General features: G+C 58.5%; 16 protein-coding genes. 8 read left to right on the top strand and 8 right to left on the bottom strand.

The window, feature by feature from the left end:
• Positions 1-244: 244 nt before the first annotated feature.
• A complete protein-coding gene (locus BPSY_RS00180; RefSeq protein ID WP_034886493.1) occupies positions 245-2032 on the top strand; it encodes a SpaA isopeptide-forming pilin-related protein in 1788 nt (595 codons plus the stop codon).
• A gap of 147 nt (positions 2033-2179) precedes the next feature.
• On the opposite strand, the gene BPSY_RS00175 is transcribed toward BPSY_RS00180, so the two are convergent.
• Together BPSY_RS00175 and BPSY_RS00165 are read right to left on the bottom strand one after the other, a co-directional pair.
• Positions 2180-3967 carry an aryl-sulfate sulfotransferase gene (locus BPSY_RS00175; RefSeq protein ID WP_238556755.1) on the bottom strand — a complete coding sequence of 596 codons (1788 nt, stop codon included), beginning with the start codon at positions 3965-3967 and terminating at the stop codon, positions 2180-2182.
• Between the two features lie 306 nt (positions 3968-4273).
• Positions 4274-4765, bottom strand: coding sequence for a GNAT family N-acetyltransferase (locus tag BPSY_RS00165; protein WP_033498052.1), 492 nt, complete (start codon positions 4763-4765; stop codon positions 4274-4276).
• 211 nt (positions 4766-4976) lie between these two features.
• On the opposite strand from BPSY_RS00165, the gene BPSY_RS00160 reads away from it, so the two are divergent.
• Positions 4977-5531, top strand: a complete 555-nt coding sequence (locus BPSY_RS00160) for a TM2 domain-containing protein (protein ID WP_051921321.1) — start codon at positions 4977-4979, stop codon at positions 5529-5531.
• Between the two features lie 33 nt (positions 5532-5564).
• Here the strand turns inward: BPSY_RS00160 and BPSY_RS00155 are convergent, their stop codons facing one another.
• The gene (locus BPSY_RS00155) at positions 5565-6563 is read right to left on the bottom strand and encodes an alpha/beta hydrolase (protein WP_033498056.1); all 999 of its coding nucleotides are present in this window, start codon (positions 6561-6563) and stop codon (positions 5565-5567) included.
• Positions 6564-6767: 204 nt separating this feature from the next.
• Here BPSY_RS00155 and BPSY_RS00150 point away from each other — a divergent pair, with 204 nt between their 5' ends.
• Complete coding sequence (locus BPSY_RS00150) at positions 6768-7166, top strand: pyridoxamine 5'-phosphate oxidase family protein (RefSeq protein ID WP_033498058.1); 399 nt, start codon at positions 6768-6770, stop codon at positions 7164-7166.
• Positions 7167-7400: 234 nt separating this feature from the next.
• Positions 7401-8402: an AEC family transporter gene (locus BPSY_RS00145; RefSeq protein ID WP_033498060.1), complete on the top strand. Its 1002-nt coding sequence runs from the start codon at positions 7401-7403 to the stop codon at positions 8400-8402.
• Positions 8403-8460: 58 nt separating this feature from the next.
• On the opposite strand, the gene rdgB is transcribed toward BPSY_RS00145, so the two are convergent.
• From rdgB to BPSY_RS00130, 3 genes are all read right to left on the bottom strand, one after another.
• Positions 8461-9135: an RdgB/HAM1 family non-canonical purine NTP pyrophosphatase gene (rdgB, locus tag BPSY_RS00140; RefSeq protein WP_033498062.1), complete on the bottom strand. Its 675-nt coding sequence runs from the start codon at positions 9133-9135 to the stop codon at positions 8461-8463.
• Entirely contained in the window at positions 9132-9896 is a 765-nt protein-coding gene (gene rph / locus BPSY_RS00135) for a ribonuclease PH (RefSeq protein WP_033498064.1), read from the bottom strand. Before rph ends, rdgB begins: the two co-directional genes overlap by 4 nt.
• A gap of 151 nt (positions 9897-10047) precedes the next feature.
• Positions 10048-10686: a Pr6Pr family membrane protein gene (locus BPSY_RS00130; RefSeq protein WP_033498066.1), complete on the bottom strand. Its 639-nt coding sequence runs from the start codon at positions 10684-10686 to the stop codon at positions 10048-10050.
• Positions 10687-10912: 226 nt separating this feature from the next.
• Here BPSY_RS00130 and BPSY_RS00125 point away from each other — a divergent pair, with 226 nt between their 5' ends.
• Positions 10913-12310: a nicotinate phosphoribosyltransferase gene (locus tag BPSY_RS00125; protein ID WP_081884016.1), complete on the top strand. Its 1398-nt coding sequence runs from the start codon at positions 10913-10915 to the stop codon at positions 12308-12310.
• Positions 12311-12337: 27 nt separating this feature from the next.
• Here BPSY_RS00125 and BPSY_RS00120 read toward each other — a convergent pair whose 3' ends face one another.
• Positions 12338-12874 carry a MerR family transcriptional regulator gene (locus BPSY_RS00120; RefSeq protein WP_238556754.1) on the bottom strand — a complete coding sequence of 179 codons (537 nt, stop codon included), beginning with the start codon at positions 12872-12874 and terminating at the stop codon, positions 12338-12340.
• A 171-nt stretch (positions 12875-13045) separates the two neighbouring features.
• Here BPSY_RS00120 and BPSY_RS00115 point away from each other — a divergent pair, with 171 nt between their 5' ends.
• The gene (locus tag BPSY_RS00115; protein WP_033498068.1) at positions 13046-14065 is read left to right on the top strand and encodes an aldo/keto reductase; all 1020 of its coding nucleotides are present in this window, start codon (positions 13046-13048) and stop codon (positions 14063-14065) included.
• A gap of 42 nt (positions 14066-14107) precedes the next feature.
• On the opposite strand, the gene BPSY_RS00110 is transcribed toward BPSY_RS00115, so the two are convergent.
• The gene (locus BPSY_RS00110) at positions 14108-14404 is read right to left on the bottom strand and encodes a DUF3039 domain-containing protein (RefSeq protein WP_100841058.1); all 297 of its coding nucleotides are present in this window, start codon (positions 14402-14404) and stop codon (positions 14108-14110) included.
• Positions 14405-14563: 159 nt separating this feature from the next.
• On the opposite strand from BPSY_RS00110, the gene coaD reads away from it, so the two are divergent.
• Positions 14564-15061, top strand: coding sequence for a pantetheine-phosphate adenylyltransferase (gene coaD / locus BPSY_RS00105; protein ID WP_033498070.1), 498 nt, complete (start codon positions 14564-14566; stop codon positions 15059-15061).
• Positions 15058-15831, top strand: a complete 774-nt coding sequence (locus tag BPSY_RS00100) for an ATP synthase subunit B family protein (protein WP_100841059.1) — start codon at positions 15058-15060, stop codon at positions 15829-15831. The genes coaD and BPSY_RS00100 overlap by 4 nt, the downstream gene beginning before the upstream one ends.

Genomic DNA, 15831 nt, shown 5'->3' with positions numbered 1-15831 from the left:
CGGCATCCGTCGTCGGAGACGCAGCTGACAGGCCACTACATCAGGACAAAATACACCGACAGAGACCGTATGTTTCCACTATATAAACAACCGACACGCCCGAATAAAAGCTAATGGAGTTTATTTTTTATTAAGCTGTTGTTCACCTAGCAGTAGGCGGCTCAGCGAAAAGCCACAAAAGCGGTTTTCCTTTCAGAAATTGAATTGTTAGTATTGTTTGGCTTTCTGAAGGGGAAGGAAACTTATGGCTGAAAATCGTATACAACGAACTACACATACAACATGGAAAAAACTGGTCGCCATCATAGCGACCCTTGCATCATTGCTTGCAGTAACCCTGGGCACCTCAATGGCGTCGGCCGCCGAGGGCAAGCTGGTGGATGCCGTGACCGACATCACCGTGGATAAAACGGAGATGGAACAGTACACCACCGTGGACGCGCACGTGTCTTGGGTGGCGCCAGCCGGGACGGTGGCCGGTGATTACTTCACGGTCGGGCTTCCCGCGGAGTTCTCGAATCTGAGCACCACCGGATTCAACCTGACCAGCCCTGATGGCGAAGTCGTCGCACAGTGCAAGGTCGAGGTCCAGACCGTCACCTGCACCTTCACGGATTATGTATCGACCCACGGCGACGTTCATGGCGACATGAAGCTCATCATCAGAGCCGACCAATCCAACGACGGCGACAAAGGCCACTGGGAGATCAACGGAAAAACCGATGACACCAAGCCCGTACCGGATGTGGATCCATATGATCCGGGCCCGATGCCAGGACCGGACGATTTCACCAAGGACGGCTGGGGAGCCAGCCAGGATGGCGATGACGTCATCACCTGGGCCATCATGATCGGCTCGCAGAAATTCCTGTTTGACGGCAAACCCGTCGTGATCACCGATGTGATCGACGAGAAGATGACCCTGTACCCGGATTACGAGCACTTCATTCCGAACATCCGCTTCACCGATAACAAGGGATGGAGCAACGACACGTGGGATACCATGACCCTGGGCACGGATTTCACCATGACGACCGACAGTGCCGCGCACTCCTTCAGCATCACGTTCAACGAGGATTCCGCCCTGGTCAAGAAGGCCGTGAGCATGGCCAATTCGGGAGACTTCGTTTCCGAGCTGTTCTACAACACCCGTCCGTACCAGCCCAAGAAGGGCGAGACCTACACCAACCACGTCGAAGCCACCGGCGGTTCAAGCGCCGACGCCAACTACAAGTGGGATGCCGCTGGCGGCAATGGCGAGGGCATCGGAGCGAACACCAAACTCGTCAAGAAAGATGCGGAGTCGGGACAGACGCTGAAAGGCGCGGTCTTCAACCTCGTTGCGGGCAAGGACGGCAAGGGCGCGGTCATCGAATCAGGCCTCACCACCGATGCATCGGGCGCGATTGAAGTCAAAGGCCTGTTCAAAGGCAATTACTCATTCGTCGAGACCACCGCCCCGCAAGGTTACAAGCTGGCCGGACCTTTGAACTTCACCATCGACGATGCGACCTTCGAGCAAGGCGCCTCCGTCACCCTCTCGCTTGATGACGCCCGCGTGGAAGGCCAGGTGTCCTGGAGCAAGGTCGATGCGGCAAGTCCTACGACTTTGCTGGCCGGATCCGAGTGGAGCCTCACCGGCAAGGACGGCAAGGTCCTTCAGGTCATCGACAACGGCGCGCATGACACCGATCCTGCGGCTGGAAAGATCAGCGTGGGCAATCTGGCCTGGGGTACGTACACACTCAAGGAGACCAAGGCTCCTGAGGGGTATCAGATCTCGGGAGATGAGACATCATTCACCGTGGATTCCGCACACACAGTGATCCAGCTTCCGTCCATCACCAATAAGAAGACCGTTCCGCCCGTTCCGTCCAAGCCGGGCGAGACAGCCAAGCCCGTCGTGGCCTCAGGTGGGAAGCTGGCCAAAACCGGTAGCGACATATCATCCGTCGTCATCGGGACTGCAATAGCCGCTGCCCTGGCGGTGAGCCTGCTGGTCGGCGTCGCCATCAAGCGTCGTCGCAGTTGAGAAGGAACGCTCGACTGATGCATCCCATTCGGCATGCATGATTCGGCAATAGTGATGGGGCCTCCCGGGATTAATCCCGGGAGGCCCCATCACTATCCATACATCGTGCGCTTTCAACCCGCGATGCGATGCCGCTGCGTCGTCCGCCTACGCGAAGTAGAAGTTGTGGAAGTCGTACTCGTAGACGCGGTAGACGATGTTCTTGCGTAGATTCATCTTCCACTGGCTGATCAAGGTGCCATCGGATTCATACACGCCGAACACGCCAGGCACGCCTGAATCAACGAGGATCGTGCCATTGAAGAGATCCTGCGCGCTGCTCACGATCGGCGAGTACGGCACGTCGAAGGAGGAGACGAGCTTGTATGTGCCCGCGTTCTCATCGACGAGGTACTTGTAGTAGCGCGAGTTGCCGGTACCCGTATATGAGGTGTTGATTCCCGGGGTGTTCGCCGCCCAATCGTAGTCGGGTCTGGTATTGCTCACACCGTAGTTGTTGTCGAACATATACAGGTAATACTGACCGGATGGCAGGCTTGAGTCGCTTTGATAGGTCACCGTGTGCTGCCCACCGGTATTGGAGAAGCTTCCGTCCTGCTTCAGCAGGTACTTCGCGAAATCGGTGCCTTTCCAGAAGCTTTCCTCACCGATCATGTAGTCGATCGTGGGATCCGATTCGATGTCGTTGAGCTTGATGATGGTCGAGGTTTCGCGGGAGCTGAGTATCACGCTGCCATCGTCAAGGACCTGGATGGTGTTCAGATGCAGCCAATCCTTCTTGATATCCGAAACATCCGCATCAAAATTCTTATTGTTGCTGTCGGTCGTGCTTGAGGATTTCGTTCCCAGTGTCGCATCCTCGGTCGTTTTTTCGTATGAGGAGTAGAGGGCGCTCATATCGACCAGCCGGCTGACCTTGCCGCTTTTGGCGTCGATTTTGATGATCGCGTCCTGGATCGTCGATTTCCTCAGATCGGTGGCCAGCACGATCAGATTCCCATCGGAGTCCATACCGTAATCGTGATGAAGGATGTAGTTGGTACCGGTGTTGTACCGTTTGACGATCTTGCCCAGACTGTTCATGCCCACGATCTCATGTGTGGATGCGCTGAAGTACATGATGTTGTCCCGGAACAGCAGCCTGTGACTACGGTAGAAGAGGATCGGAACCTCTCCACGGATCACGCCGTGCACATCGTAGTAGTACATGAAGTCCTGGCCGTCGCTGTCATTGCCCAGAATCGCGTACAGACCGTTGCCGAGATCCGTGCTCGTGTTCGTCTTCGTGCTCTTCAGCTGGACTTCGACCTCGCTGAGCAGCTTCGCTCCCTTGTGCTCGATCGTGTGCGTGGTCTGCTTGCCGTTCTTCGCCGTCAACGTGAAGGTGATGGTGTTGTTCTTGCCTGGTATCAGACCGATGACCTGGAATTCGTGCGTGGTGACGTATTCGTCACCTTTGTCTGGGGTGGCGCTGAAATCCGCGTAATCGGTGTCGGGGGTGGAGACGGTGTAGCTCACCTTCACGGCATCGCTGGTGGTGAAATACACGTACAGTCCGGTGGTGTTGGTTCCATATGGATTGTCTTTGACGTAGATGTTGTTCTCGTCGTGCGAGCTTTTGGACCTGTCCGCCTTCAAGGTGGCATCCGCATTGCTCTGGTAGGAGGCGGTGTATATGTTCTCGACCTTCTCCGTCAGCTTCGCGAGGCGCGCGGATTCTATGGCCGAGGCGATCTGGTCCTGGGTGGCCACGGTGATGCCGGTGATGATCAGTACGACCAGAACAGCCAGGGAGGCCTTGCCCATACGACTGCGCACGAAACGTCCGAAGCGGCTGAGAGCAGCGGCCTGACCATCCCCTCCTGGGGTCCCGCTCTGCTGAGCAGACGCACCCTTCTCGTGATCCTGTTTGCTCTCGTCTGTCTTCTTTGGCATATCGCGGCATCTCCTGTATCCGTATGCTGTTCACCGGGCATCCAAGGCACAATCGCATCGGGCACGCGGCATTCGTATGGCGTTATATCTGCAAGGTAGAAAGCGATACGAAAAGAACACGGAAAAGAATCTGAAAATCAGGTGGGAAGCACCTAGCAAAATCGGCAATGCGTCCCAAGATGAGGCCTCTGCGGCGTCGATGCGGCACAACCGCAGGGCACTGGTCACACACACCACGGGTCACGGCATGGATGCGGCTATGAAGCCGCCTGTGCACCAGCCCTGATCACCCCGAGACGGGAAGGCTCATGCTTCCGCGACCAGTGACTTGCGATAGAAACGATCCATCGTCGTATGCTGGGCATCGCCCAAAGGACCGTCAATCAGACTGAAACCGGTACGCTCATAGACGTGCATGGCAGCCTGCAAACGATGGTGGGTCTCCAGATACAGGACGCTGTAGCCGTCGGCCCGTGCCCCGGTCTCGACCTGTGCGATGAGTTGATATGAGGCACCGGAGCCCCTCCCATCAGAACTGACATACAACTTCTGCAGTTCGGCGATCCTTCCGTCGCTTCCCGGGACCTCCGCGTAGCCGGCGCCCCCAATGACCCGGCCGCCGTCGTCGCATACGACAACATATGCTCGTCCATCCTCGGCATAGAAGGAGGACAGGCTGTCCAGCTGCGGGTCGAAGTAGGCGGTGCCCGGCACATCCAATCCGTGTTCCTTCAACCCCGCACGGATGATGTCCCGGATGACGGCATCGTCCTTCGCCTCGATCGCCCGTATATGCATGCACTCCCCCAACCCTCTATCAGCAACCCCACCACGGTAGCAGTCGGCAAGCGACATGGCGGCACTCTTCCCATCACTTCAGCGCAGCATGAACAATCCCTTATGTCGTCCCGTTTTCCGGGCATCAGCGCACCTGCCTCATGGTATCTTGAAACCAAAGGGTGATCTCAGCAATACACTCGGCAATTCACTCAAGAATTCAGGAGGCATCATGTCAGACGCCAATAACCAATATGGACAGCAGCCATACAACCCACAGGACCCTGCCAACCAGCAGCCGTCCGAGCAGTCGAACCAGGCGCCGCAATCGAATGGGCAGCAGTCATACGGCCAGCCCCAATACGCGCAGCAGCAGAACGCGGGCCAGTACACGCCGCAGCCCTCGGCCGCACCGCAGTACGGTCAGGCTCCCTACAACGGGCAAGCACAGGGGCAACCGTATAACCAGGGCTACGAGCAGCAGTATGCTCAGCCCGGGAACTACGCGCAGCAGCCGGCCTACGGGTACGCGCCGCAGATGGTCTCATCGAAGTCAAAGATCGTGGCTGGACTCCTCGGCATCTTCCTCGGCACATTCGGCGTGCACAACTTCTATCTCGGCAGAACGGGCAAGGCGATCGCCCAGCTGCTCATCACCCTGCTCAGCTTCGGCTTCCTGGCCGTCGTTTCAGGTATCTGGGCGCTTATCGAAGGCATCATGATCCTCGCATCGCATCCCGGATCACCCTGGCACCAGGATGGTCAGGGCTTCGAACTTCAGGACTGAAGGACCGCAGCGGCACACCAACAGGCCTTGGAATCAGGATTTCAGGAATTCCAGGGTCTGTTTCCATACCTCATAGGATTCCGGGTGTGAGAAGTCAAACTGGAATTCGTGGGGCAGTTCGGGCTTATCCGGATAGAGCGTAGAGCTCACACTCACCCCATCCGCCTTCAATCCCGAGATCAGGGCGCGGGCATGGGCCGGGAATGAGAAGTAATTGCCGTCGACGACGTAGGAGCGGGGGAACTCCTCCGAAAGGTGATCGACCACCGACGCCATCCTGGCGGCTTTGGTGCCTTCCCAATGCTTGCTGCCAAGATACGACCATCCGACGCTTTGCACGAATGCCTTCGCCATCCATGAGCTTCCGATGCTGCTCAGCTTGGATACGTCATACGGTCCGCAGAACAGCACCGCGGCCTCAAGCGGTTTGCGCAGCGCGATCTTAGGTATGCCGGCCTCCTGCGCATAGCCAGGCGTGGTCTGCAACGCCGCGAACTGGGCGGCGATCTGCGCCCCTGCCGAATCACCTGCGATGATGATGCGATCGGCATCAAGACCGTAGCTTTGGGCTATCTGGTATATCCGGGTGATCATCTCCCCGACCTGGATGACAGGAGTCGGGTATTGGGCGTCCGGCGCGTAGTCATAGTTCATCGCGGCAACCGCATAGCCTTCGGAAGCCAGCATGGTCGCATAGCTCGTCACACCGCTTTTGTCCCCTGCGATGAAGCCCCCGCCGTGCACCCACACGATGATGGGCACCGATCCTGAGAGCTGTTTGGGCGTGTACAAATCAAAATCGTTGCGCTTATAGGATGAGGGATAACTCAGATTCCGATGCACGGTCACTTTGCTCTTCATGGCGGCCAGGCCCCTCGGCTCGGTCACATTCGAAGCCGTGAAGGCCCTCCTGAACAGCAATGCGCTCGGCCAGGGACTCACATTGAACGCGACCGCGATCAGTATGGCAAGCGCCAACACAGCCGCCAACAGCACGAGTGCGATCCTGCGCAGTTTCTTCCATCGTCCCAAAACTTCCCCCTTGCACCATCCATACAGCCTGCCGCGTACCCGAACATACGCGTATGCAACCAAACCACTCTAGAGCACATACCGGTCCGAGATACCACATGGAAGGCGCCACAAGCTGTTTGTCTCCTAGATGAAGAGCCCCCATCCGACCCGTCGCCAACTAGAATGTCGCCTGATTGTCAACAACTCAATAGGAGGATATGCATGGTAACGCTCACCGATGAAATGAAAGACATGATTGACAACTCGGTTTCGTATATCGCAACCGTGGATCATGATGGAAACCCGGATATCGGCCCGAAGATGTCCATGCACGTCATCGACGACTCCCATATCGGGTATTACGAACGAACCGCCGGACAGCATTACCGCAACCTTCAGGACAACGGCCGCCTGATCGTGATGGTCGTCAACCCGAAGGAGAAGAAGGGCTATCGTTTCCACGGAACCGTGACCCTGCACGAGGGAGACGACGTCCATAAGGCAGCCATCGCGTACGCCGATGAGCACGACATCAAGCATCCCGTTTCCGTACCTGTGATGGAAATCACAGGCATCGATAACCTGGCTCCCGGCGCAGGTGCAGGAAAGCCGATCGCCTGAACTCCAGACACCGGCTCCAGACACCACACGGAGCGTTCATGATCTGACTCCACGCTTCTGAAGCGTCGACAGCTCATACAGGACCCCGCCGTCACAGACATCTCATTGCTCTGTGACGGCGGGGTCCTTCCGTATCCGGGGCATGCGGACATTCGACAGACAAGACAAAGCTGAAGCTCTCCCTGCTTTGAGGCACAATTGACATCACAGAGGAGACCGAGAGAAGAGGCTGCATTGCAGGGAGTCATCCAACCGCTTACCTTGCTGGCGGTGATCATCGCGGGATACGGATTGAAGCGGATCGGCATCTTCAAACAACGCGATTATCGGGTCATGCAGGGTGTCGTCTTCAATTTCACGCTTCCAGCGGCCATCATCCACTCCTTTGCCACCAACGACCACCAGCTCAGCATGCTGTGGCTTTCGTTGTTCGGGATGAGCACCAGTCTCATCCCACTGCTGGTCATCTTTCTCTCCACCCGCCACACCCCCGTGCGCAGCCGTGTCTTCACGATGCTCAATGGCTGCGGGATGAATGTGGGAAACTTCTGCCTTCCGGTCGTCACGGCGCTGATGGGCGCCTCGGCGAGCATGCCGGTGATCATGTTCGACATCGGCAATTCCGTCATGGCCTGTGCGGGCATGTATGTGCTCACCACGGCGCTGCTGCACATCCCCCAAGGCCAGACGCTCGAGCCCAAGATCGTCGGCGCCGCGACCGTGATGCCGTATACACGCATCACCGATAGGCATGCCCGATGGCTGAGTCGAAGGTCGCATCTGCGCAGCATCCTCCGCAGCTTCGTCACCTCGGTCCCCTTCGACACCTATCTGATCATGGTCACTTTGATGTTTCTGGGGCTCAATCTGCCGGATTGGGTCGCCCGCTTCATGGAGCCGATATCCAACGCCAATGGTTTCTGCTCGATGCTGATGGTGGGCATGCTGATGGATCTGCCTTCATCGCGAAAGGACATCAGGTCGGTGCTTACGGTTATCGCGTGGAAGCTCGGCTTCGCGGTGCTCTTCAGCCTGGCCGCCTGGTATCTGCTGCCCTTCAGCGCCGAGGTCAGCAAGGCCATCATCATGGTGTGCCTGGCACCGACCGCGGTATTCAGCACGCTGTTCACGGACCGTGTGCTCGGTAATGCCAAACTTGCCGGTTTTACGCTGGCGAGCACAGGCCTGCTCTCATTGGCTCTGATGACCGCCGTGAATCTGCTGATTCCGGTCTGAGCACACCGCCTGCCCTACCGCTCCTTCGGTCAGACGGCTTCGCCGGCTTCCGTGCGCTTCACAGCAGTTGCTGGGCGATCACCGAGGTGATGGCCTTCAACGCCTTGCCGCGATGCGAGATCGCGTTCTTCTCATCAGCGCTCATCTGTGCCGAGGTGAGCCTGAGCCCGTCCTCATCCGTGTGATCTGGCTGATCGTCAGGCACGAAGATGGGATCGTATCCGAAACCCTGTTCACCTCGCGCCTTACGGATGATCGATCCTTTCATCTCGCCGAATCGCACGAAGGACCGCTCCTCCTCACCGGGAATCACCAATGCCGTGGCGCAGACGAATCGGGCGCCTCGTTTGCCATCGGGAATATCCTCTATCTGTGCCAGCAGCAGTGCGTTATTGGCCTTGTCATGTCCGTGTGCGCCAGCCCACCGGGCAGAGAGTATTCCGGGTGCCGCCCCGAGCACATCGACGATCAGACCTGAGTCATCGGCGAGCGCTGGAAGATTGGTGCGTCTGGCGACATCGCGCGCCTTCAGCAGGGCGTTCTCCTCGAAGCTCACCCCGGTCTCCACAGGATCAGGCAATCCGAGCGAGGCAGCGGAGCGCAGCGTGATTCGTTGCGCCTGCCCTTTCAGATCCTCGGACAGGATGCGGTTGATCTCCACGAGCTTGCCCTCGTTATGGGTGGCGACGATCAGTGTGACGGCTTCACCGGACTGTGCTTGCACGCCACTCATGCCTGTTCCAATGCTGCACGCTGCGCCTGCTGCAGCTCCTTGTTGCCTTTGCTCGCCAGATCCAGGAGGATGTTGAGCTCGTCGCGGTCGAATGGCCTGTGCTCCGCGGTGCCTTGGATTTCGATGAAAGCACCGGAACCCGTCATGGCCACATTCATATCCGTCATGGCCTTGCTGTCTTCCACGTATGGAAGGTCAAGCATCGGGGTGCCGTCGATGACGCCGACGGACACGGCCGAGACCGGCTCCTTGAGGACTTTGCTTTTGTCCTTGATGTGACGGTGCTGCTGTGCCCAATCCAAGGCATCGGACAATGCCACATAGGCTCCGGTGATCGAAGCCGTGCGCGTGCCACCGTCGGCCTGCAACACATCGCAATCGATCTGGATCTGGTTCTCCCCCAGCGCTTTCATATCCACCACACCTCGCAGGCAGCGTCCTATCAGACGGCTGATCTCGTGAGTGCGCCCGCCGATCTTCCCTTTGACGGACTCGCGATCGGTGCGTTGCGATGTGGCCCGAGGCAGCATCGCGTATTCGGCCGTGACCCAACCCTGGCCTGAATCCCTGCGCCAACGTGGGAGCGTCGGGGTGAACGATGCGGTGCACATCACCCTGGTGTTGCCGCACTCGATCAGCACCGAGCCCTCCGGTGCATCGGTCCAATGGCGGGTGATCCTTACCGGACGCAACTCGTCCGCAGCCCTCCCGTCCGGGCGCATCACAGTTCCGTCTACCAGCATGTCTTTTATCTGAACCATTCCATCACAGCCTTTCATCAGCACTCATGACGCTAACCGTAAAAGAAGACAAGCGCCACCTCTTCCTGCCCCGGAATCGCAGCCTCTCACACTGCATGCAGGGCTCTCAGCCTGTACGCATCACGTGGGCGACACATCATTGTTCTCATGCTCATTGCACCGTCAGCGGCGTGCGCTTCGGCAGAATGCGGTCGATGAGGAATATGATCAGCGCCAGCACGAAGAAGATGCCCAGATATTCGACGGCGTTCAGTCCGATTTTGGCCCAGCCGAGTTCCTGAAGATCGATGAATCCGTAAGGGTATGGGTTGCCGCCGGCCTCGGGCCCCGAGTGCGGCCAGATCTGGGCGCGGATCAACACGAAGGCGAGGTAGAAGGGGAAATAGATCAACCAGCTGAGCGTGTAATGCCAAGGGAAGCGTCGATGCGGGTCGAAGAGTAGGAAATCGACGGAGGCCATGATCGGCACGATGATATGGACCATGGTGGTGGTCATCATGCCGAATGCGAAGGCGGTTGTCGCAGGATTCGCCGGCGGCAGCACCAGCCATGCGACCAGACCGGTCACCACGATGTAGAGGGTCAGGCAACCTTTGATCCATGCCGGCGGCTGGATGCCTTTGAGCAGACTGGCGGCACCGGCCCACAGCATCACCACCCCGAGCAGGATGTTCGTCTGCACGGTGAAATAGACCCAGCGGTTGCCGATTCCGGAAAGCCAGGCTTCATAGGTGCCTGCAAAACAGAAGAATGCGATTACGAAACGATACAGCGCGGCAATAAATCTCATACGCACAGCTTAATGCCAGTCGGCCCACAGATGCGCCGACCGGTGCCTTTGCGGCCTCGGCGATGACCAGGCGCTTGCGGCAGGGCCTTCGCGGATACCGACCGTTGAGTACTCTTGGGTGCAGCACACAGCCATCCTGTTGATCCAGCTGCACGGGATTTACGGCTGCACGCAGGACAAGCGTGCAGAAGGCCGGTACATGAGAATGGCTTCACGAGAAGGGGGCATGATGGGCGGCACACACCAGGATGATGCGGTACAGGGGCTGACCGGGCAATCGGCACGGGGGCGCAGCAACGGGAGTTATGCGTATCCCACCGCTCTGATGACCGATATGTATGAGTACACGATGCTCGATGCGGCATTGAAGGATGGCACCGCCCAACGCCGCTGCGTTTTCGAGGTCTTCACCCGTCATCTCCCCACCGGTCGTCGATATGGTGTCGCGGCGGGTCAGGGACGCATCCTTGATGCCATCGAATCCTTCCACCTTGGGGATGACGACCTGCGCTTCCTTTCGGATCGTGGCATCGTCAGCCCCGAAACCATCTCCTGGCTTGAGGATTTTCACTTCTCGGGAAGCATCAAGGGCTACCGGGAAGGTGAGATGTTCTTCCCGAATTCGCCTATCCTGCAGGTCGAGGGCACGTTCGGCGAGTGCACCCTGTTGGAGACCCTGGTGCTCTCAATCCTCAACTACGATTCAGCCGTCGCCTCCGCCGCGTCTCGTATGTCCTCGGCCGCGAACGGGCGTCCCTGCATGGATATGGGCGGACGGCGAACGAATGAGTGGGCTGCGGTGGCCGCTTCACGCGCGGCTGTGGTCGGCGGCTTCCAAGGGACTGCGAATCTGCTTGCGGCCAAACTGTATGGACTCAAGGCCATCGGCACGGCGGCGCATTGCTTCACCCTCCTGCACGATTCCGAACGTGATGCCTTCGCCTCGCAGGTGGATGCGCTCGGCTTGGACACCACCCTGCTGACAGATACCTATGACATCGAGCAGGCCGTGAAAACCGCGGTTGAGGTCGCAGGGCCCGACCTGGGCGGGGTGCGCATCGATTCCGGCGACCTGGCTTCCTTGGCGCAACGGGTGCGCATGCAGTTGGACGCGCTTGGTGCCACGAAGACGAAGATCACCGTCACCAACGATCTGGACGAGTACGCCCTCGCCAGCCTGCAGAACGCACCGGTCGACTCCTACGGGGTCGGTACGATGCTGGTCACCGGTTCGGGTGCCCCGACCTGCGCGATGGTATACAAACTGTCTGAGCGCGAAGGCTCCGACGGCGTCATGGTGCCCGTGGCCAAGAAATCCCCGGACAAGGCAACGGTTCCAGGTCGCAAGCTCGCATTTCGTTCATACGAATACGGATTGGCCGAATGCGAGCATGTCATCTCGGGGTCGGAAGAGCAGTTGTCGGCATTCGCACCGCAAGAGGGGTGGAAGGATCTGCTCGTCGATTATATGGTCAATGGCGAAGGCGATGCCGCGCTCCAGGGCCATGATGCGATTGCAGCGGCCCATGAGCACCATGCGAAGGCTTTGGCCGAACTCCCCATCACGGCCCAGAGCCTGATGCGAGGGGATCCGGTCATTCCTACGGACATCCTCGTCCTGTAGCCCGGCCACTGTCTGCCACGCTCCGAGCTACGGCCTTGCCTCGTCCTCGAAATCATTCCAATCGGGATGCGGCGCTCCGCCTACTATGCTCTCGTTGACTGCGGAATAGTAACGGACCTTGCGCAGCACGTGGTGATAGGCCTTTTCCAGGGCGACGCGTTGCCTCTCGATGGCGTGCTGGCGATGTTTCAGCAAGGCGAGCATATCCATGATGTGCTCGCCTTCATCCGCTTCATAGTCGAAGAAGCGCTTGATCTCGTCAATGGTCATCCCTGCATCCTTGAAGCAGGCTATCGCCTCCATACGGTCGATATTCGCCTTCGTGTAGAGGCGTTGACCATTCGGCGTACGCCCGATATCACCAAGCAGTCCCGCCTCTTCGTAGTATCGCAGCGCCGACGCCCTCATATGGAATTTCCTCTTCATCTCCTGAATCGAATATTCCCGCATCCCTCCTTTGTCCGCCCCGGCATCGGTCGTGGCGGCATCATTCGGCTGCGCATCAGCCTGCGGCGCATCGCCAGGTGCATCCCGCGCCACCAGAGCCCTCGTCATCACGTCCATCCCGATCCCCTCTCATTCGCCTGCCAACATCGTGCCCGTTGACAGCGATCACATCACGACTCCCACCACGCATATTTGCGTTCAAGTGTACTTGAAGTGTCACTATAGCCCTACGCGGTCATGCACATATGCGCACCTGCACCGCACACGACGAGCAAAGGGGATACGTCCATGACAGACATCACCGCACCATACGCACCATCGACCGCACGCTACCAGAACATGCAATACCGACGCAGTGGGAGGAGCGGGCTCAAACTTCCCGCCGTCAGTCTGGGATTCTGGCATAATTTCGGCGACCATACCGTCTTCGAACACATGAAGCAACTGTGCTTCACTGCATTCGACAACGGCATCACCCATTTTGACCTGGCGAACAACTACGGACCTTCAGCGGGGGCTGCCGAACTGAATGCGGGTCGGATCATCCGCGAGTCCTTCGCGGGATACCGTGACGAACTGATCATCAGCACCAAGGCGGGATACGATATGTGGCCCGGACCGTACGGCGATTGGGGAAGCCGCAAATATCTGCTCTCAAGTCTCGACCAGAGTCTTGAACGCCTCGATCTGGAATACGTCGACATCTTCTACCATCACCGCCCAGATCCCGAAACACCGCTGGAGGAGACGATGGGCGCCTTGGCGCAGGCGGTGAACAGCGGCAAAGCCCTGTACGTCGGTCTGTCGAATTATGACGGTCCGACCTTGGAGAAGGCCAGCGCGATCCTGGATGAGCTTCATTGCCCCTTCATCATCAACCAGAACCGTTACTCGATACTGGACCGCAGCATAGAACGCAACGGACTCAAAGCGAGCGCCGAAAAACTGGGCAAAGGCATCATCACCTTCAGCCCTCTGGCACAGGGCCTGCTCACAGGACGCTATCTCAACGGCATCCCCGAAGACAGCCGGATCAAGACGGACGGACGGTTCCTCTCCCAGTCGGCGATCACCGACGAACGCCTTGAGCAGATCAAGGGCCTCAACGCAATCGCCGCCGAGCGCGGGCAGACGCTCGCTGAGATGTCGCTTGCCTGGATTCTGCGGGACTCGACGGTGACCAGCGTCCTGGCCGGGGCGTCGAAACCACAGCAGATCCTTGACAACATTGGCGCGCTCGCCAACACCGAATTCTCGAGCGAGGAGCTGCAGCGCATCGATGATCTGAGCCTGAATCAGCAGCTCTGATCATTCAGTGGCTTCGGTATTCGGCGAAACGACCGCCACAGCCTACTTGTCGTTCTGCATTTCCTGGAAGATTCGCTTGCAGTCCGGGCAGACCGGGTACTGCGAAGGGTCGTGTTTGGGCACCCAGACCTTGCCGCACAAGGCGACAACCGGGCGACCGGTCAGACGCGACTGTGCGATGCGCTCCTTGGAAACGTAGTGGGCAAAGCGGTCGGCATCGCCCTCGTCGCTCTTCTCGGTCTGCTCCTTGACCTCCGGGCGCTCCAAAACGGCTGTGCCCGTGCTCTCATCCGGATTTGAGAGCGGGGACTCGGACTCGTCGAATACCTTCATCATCATGAACTCCTCACTGCTCCCATTCAATACCTATAGCTACCATCATATGAATCGCACACCCCAAAACAAACCCGCAACCGTTCTCCGAGAGCCTATTCGACTTTCATCCTCGGCTCCTGGCATCCGCGGGCACGCTCCAGTCAACGCGTTACTCTTGAATACATGACTATCGCAGTATGCCCGGGATCCTACGACCCGGTCACATCGGGACATATCGATGTGATCGAGCGTTGCGCACGCTTCTTCGGGGAGGTCCATGTCCTTGTCGCCGTCAACTCAGCCAAAACACCGCTGTTCACTGAGTTGGAACGGGTTCAGATGATCAGACGGGCGCTCGATGAATCAGGGTATCCGCAGGTGCATGTCTCTTCGACCGATGGCCTGATCACCGACTATTGCAAACGCATCGGCGCAACGGTCATCGTCAAAGGACTGCGGCAGAACGGCGATTACGAGGCCGAACTCGGCATGGCGCTCGTCAACCGACAGCTTGCCGAAATCGAAACCGTTTTTCTCCCGGCTGACCCGGTGCGGGAGCACATCTCCAGTTCTATAGTCAAAGATGTGGCCAGGCACGGAGGGGATGTCACAGGGATGGTCCCGAACTGCGTTGTACCGATGCTGGCGCAGGCACTCAACCACGAAAAGAGTCAACGATGATGGCGGATGACAATCTCAACGACACTCCTTCAGGTGAAGCGGTATCGAATGGCCCGGTTTCGGACGATACGGGCAAGGTTCACATCGCGGCCGAGGCTCCACGATACGAACGCGACCAGGCCGAAGCTGCCGACAGCCCTACGCAGACGACGCCTCCCCTCTTCCAGATGGCCTCCATGCCGGATCTGAGCGAGCGTTCCTCCTCCGATGATGCGCAGGCGGATGAGGACGGCCAGTCCCAAGAGGAATTCACCACCGTCTACGACATCATCGACGCGATGGACGCCACCCTCGACGAAGGCAAAACCGTACTGTTCACACCGGGCGTGGTGAAGGTCAACCGCGAAGCCCTCCTCTCGCAGATGACAGAGCTCAAGAAGATGCTTCCGGTGCAACTCGAACGCGCCTCGGCGTTGATGAGGGAGGCCGAACGCAGGCTTGATGCCGCGAGAACGCAGGCCAACGCCATCGTCTCGGCGGCCCAGAGCAGGGCGGCCGACATGGTCAAGGAAGCCAACGAGCAGGCCCAGTTCCTTGCGGGACAGGAAAACGTCGTCGCCATCGCACAGGGCAAGGCCCATGACATTCTCGAGGATGCGCAGAACAGGGCCGATCGGCTCTCCCAGGGTGCCGACCGTTACTCGATGTCGATGATGGAGGGTCTGGACCAGCAGTTGGAGAAGCTGCAGCATGACGTCCATGCGGGCATGACCGTCCTGCAGGAACGTCAGAAGCAGTCCTCGGAACAACGCAACCATGACGACGTATAG

Origin of the sequence: Bifidobacterium psychraerophilum, from assembly GCF_000741705.1 — a bacterium.
Classification (GTDB): domain Bacteria; phylum Actinomycetota; class Actinomycetes; order Actinomycetales; family Bifidobacteriaceae; genus Bombiscardovia; species Bombiscardovia psychraerophila.
This window is presented reverse-complemented; position numbering and strand designations above follow the sequence as displayed.

Excerpts from the sequence above, each read along its gene's own strand:
- BPSY_RS00110 (WP_100841058.1), bottom strand. The coding sequence starts at position 14,404 with ATGATGATGAAGGTATTCGACGAGTCCGAGTCCCCGCTCTCAAATCCG.
- BPSY_RS00165 (WP_033498052.1), bottom strand. The coding sequence starts at position 4,765 with ATGCATATACGGGCGATCGAGGCGAAGGACGATGCCGTCATCCGGGAC.
- BPSY_RS00160 (WP_051921321.1), top strand. The coding sequence starts at position 4,977 with ATGTCAGACGCCAATAACCAATATGGACAGCAGCCATACAACCCACAG.
- BPSY_RS00175 (WP_238556755.1), bottom strand. The coding sequence starts at position 3,967 with ATGCCAAAGAAGACAGACGAGAGCAAACAGGATCACGAGAAGGGTGCG.
- BPSY_RS00120 (WP_238556754.1), bottom strand. The coding sequence starts at position 12,874 with ATGGACGTGATGACGAGGGCTCTGGTGGCGCGGGATGCACCTGGCGAT.
- BPSY_RS00180 (WP_034886493.1), top strand. The coding sequence starts at position 245 with ATGGCTGAAAATCGTATACAACGAACTACACATACAACATGGAAAAAA.
- rdgB (WP_033498062.1), bottom strand. The coding sequence starts at position 9,135 with ATGAGTGGCGTGCAAGCACAGTCCGGTGAAGCCGTCACACTGATCGTC.
- BPSY_RS00100 (WP_100841059.1), top strand. The coding sequence starts at position 15,058 with ATGATGGCGGATGACAATCTCAACGACACTCCTTCAGGTGAAGCGGTA.
- rph (WP_033498064.1), bottom strand. The coding sequence starts at position 9,896 with ATGGTTCAGATAAAAGACATGCTGGTAGACGGAACTGTGATGCGCCCG.
- BPSY_RS00130 (WP_033498066.1), bottom strand. The coding sequence starts at position 10,686 with ATGAGATTTATTGCCGCGCTGTATCGTTTCGTAATCGCATTCTTCTGT.
- BPSY_RS00150 (WP_033498058.1), top strand. The coding sequence starts at position 6,768 with ATGGTAACGCTCACCGATGAAATGAAAGACATGATTGACAACTCGGTT.
- coaD (WP_033498070.1), top strand. The coding sequence starts at position 14,564 with ATGACTATCGCAGTATGCCCGGGATCCTACGACCCGGTCACATCGGGA.
- BPSY_RS00125 (WP_081884016.1), top strand. The coding sequence starts at position 10,913 with ATGATGGGCGGCACACACCAGGATGATGCGGTACAGGGGCTGACCGGG.
- BPSY_RS00115 (WP_033498068.1), top strand. The coding sequence starts at position 13,046 with ATGACAGACATCACCGCACCATACGCACCATCGACCGCACGCTACCAG.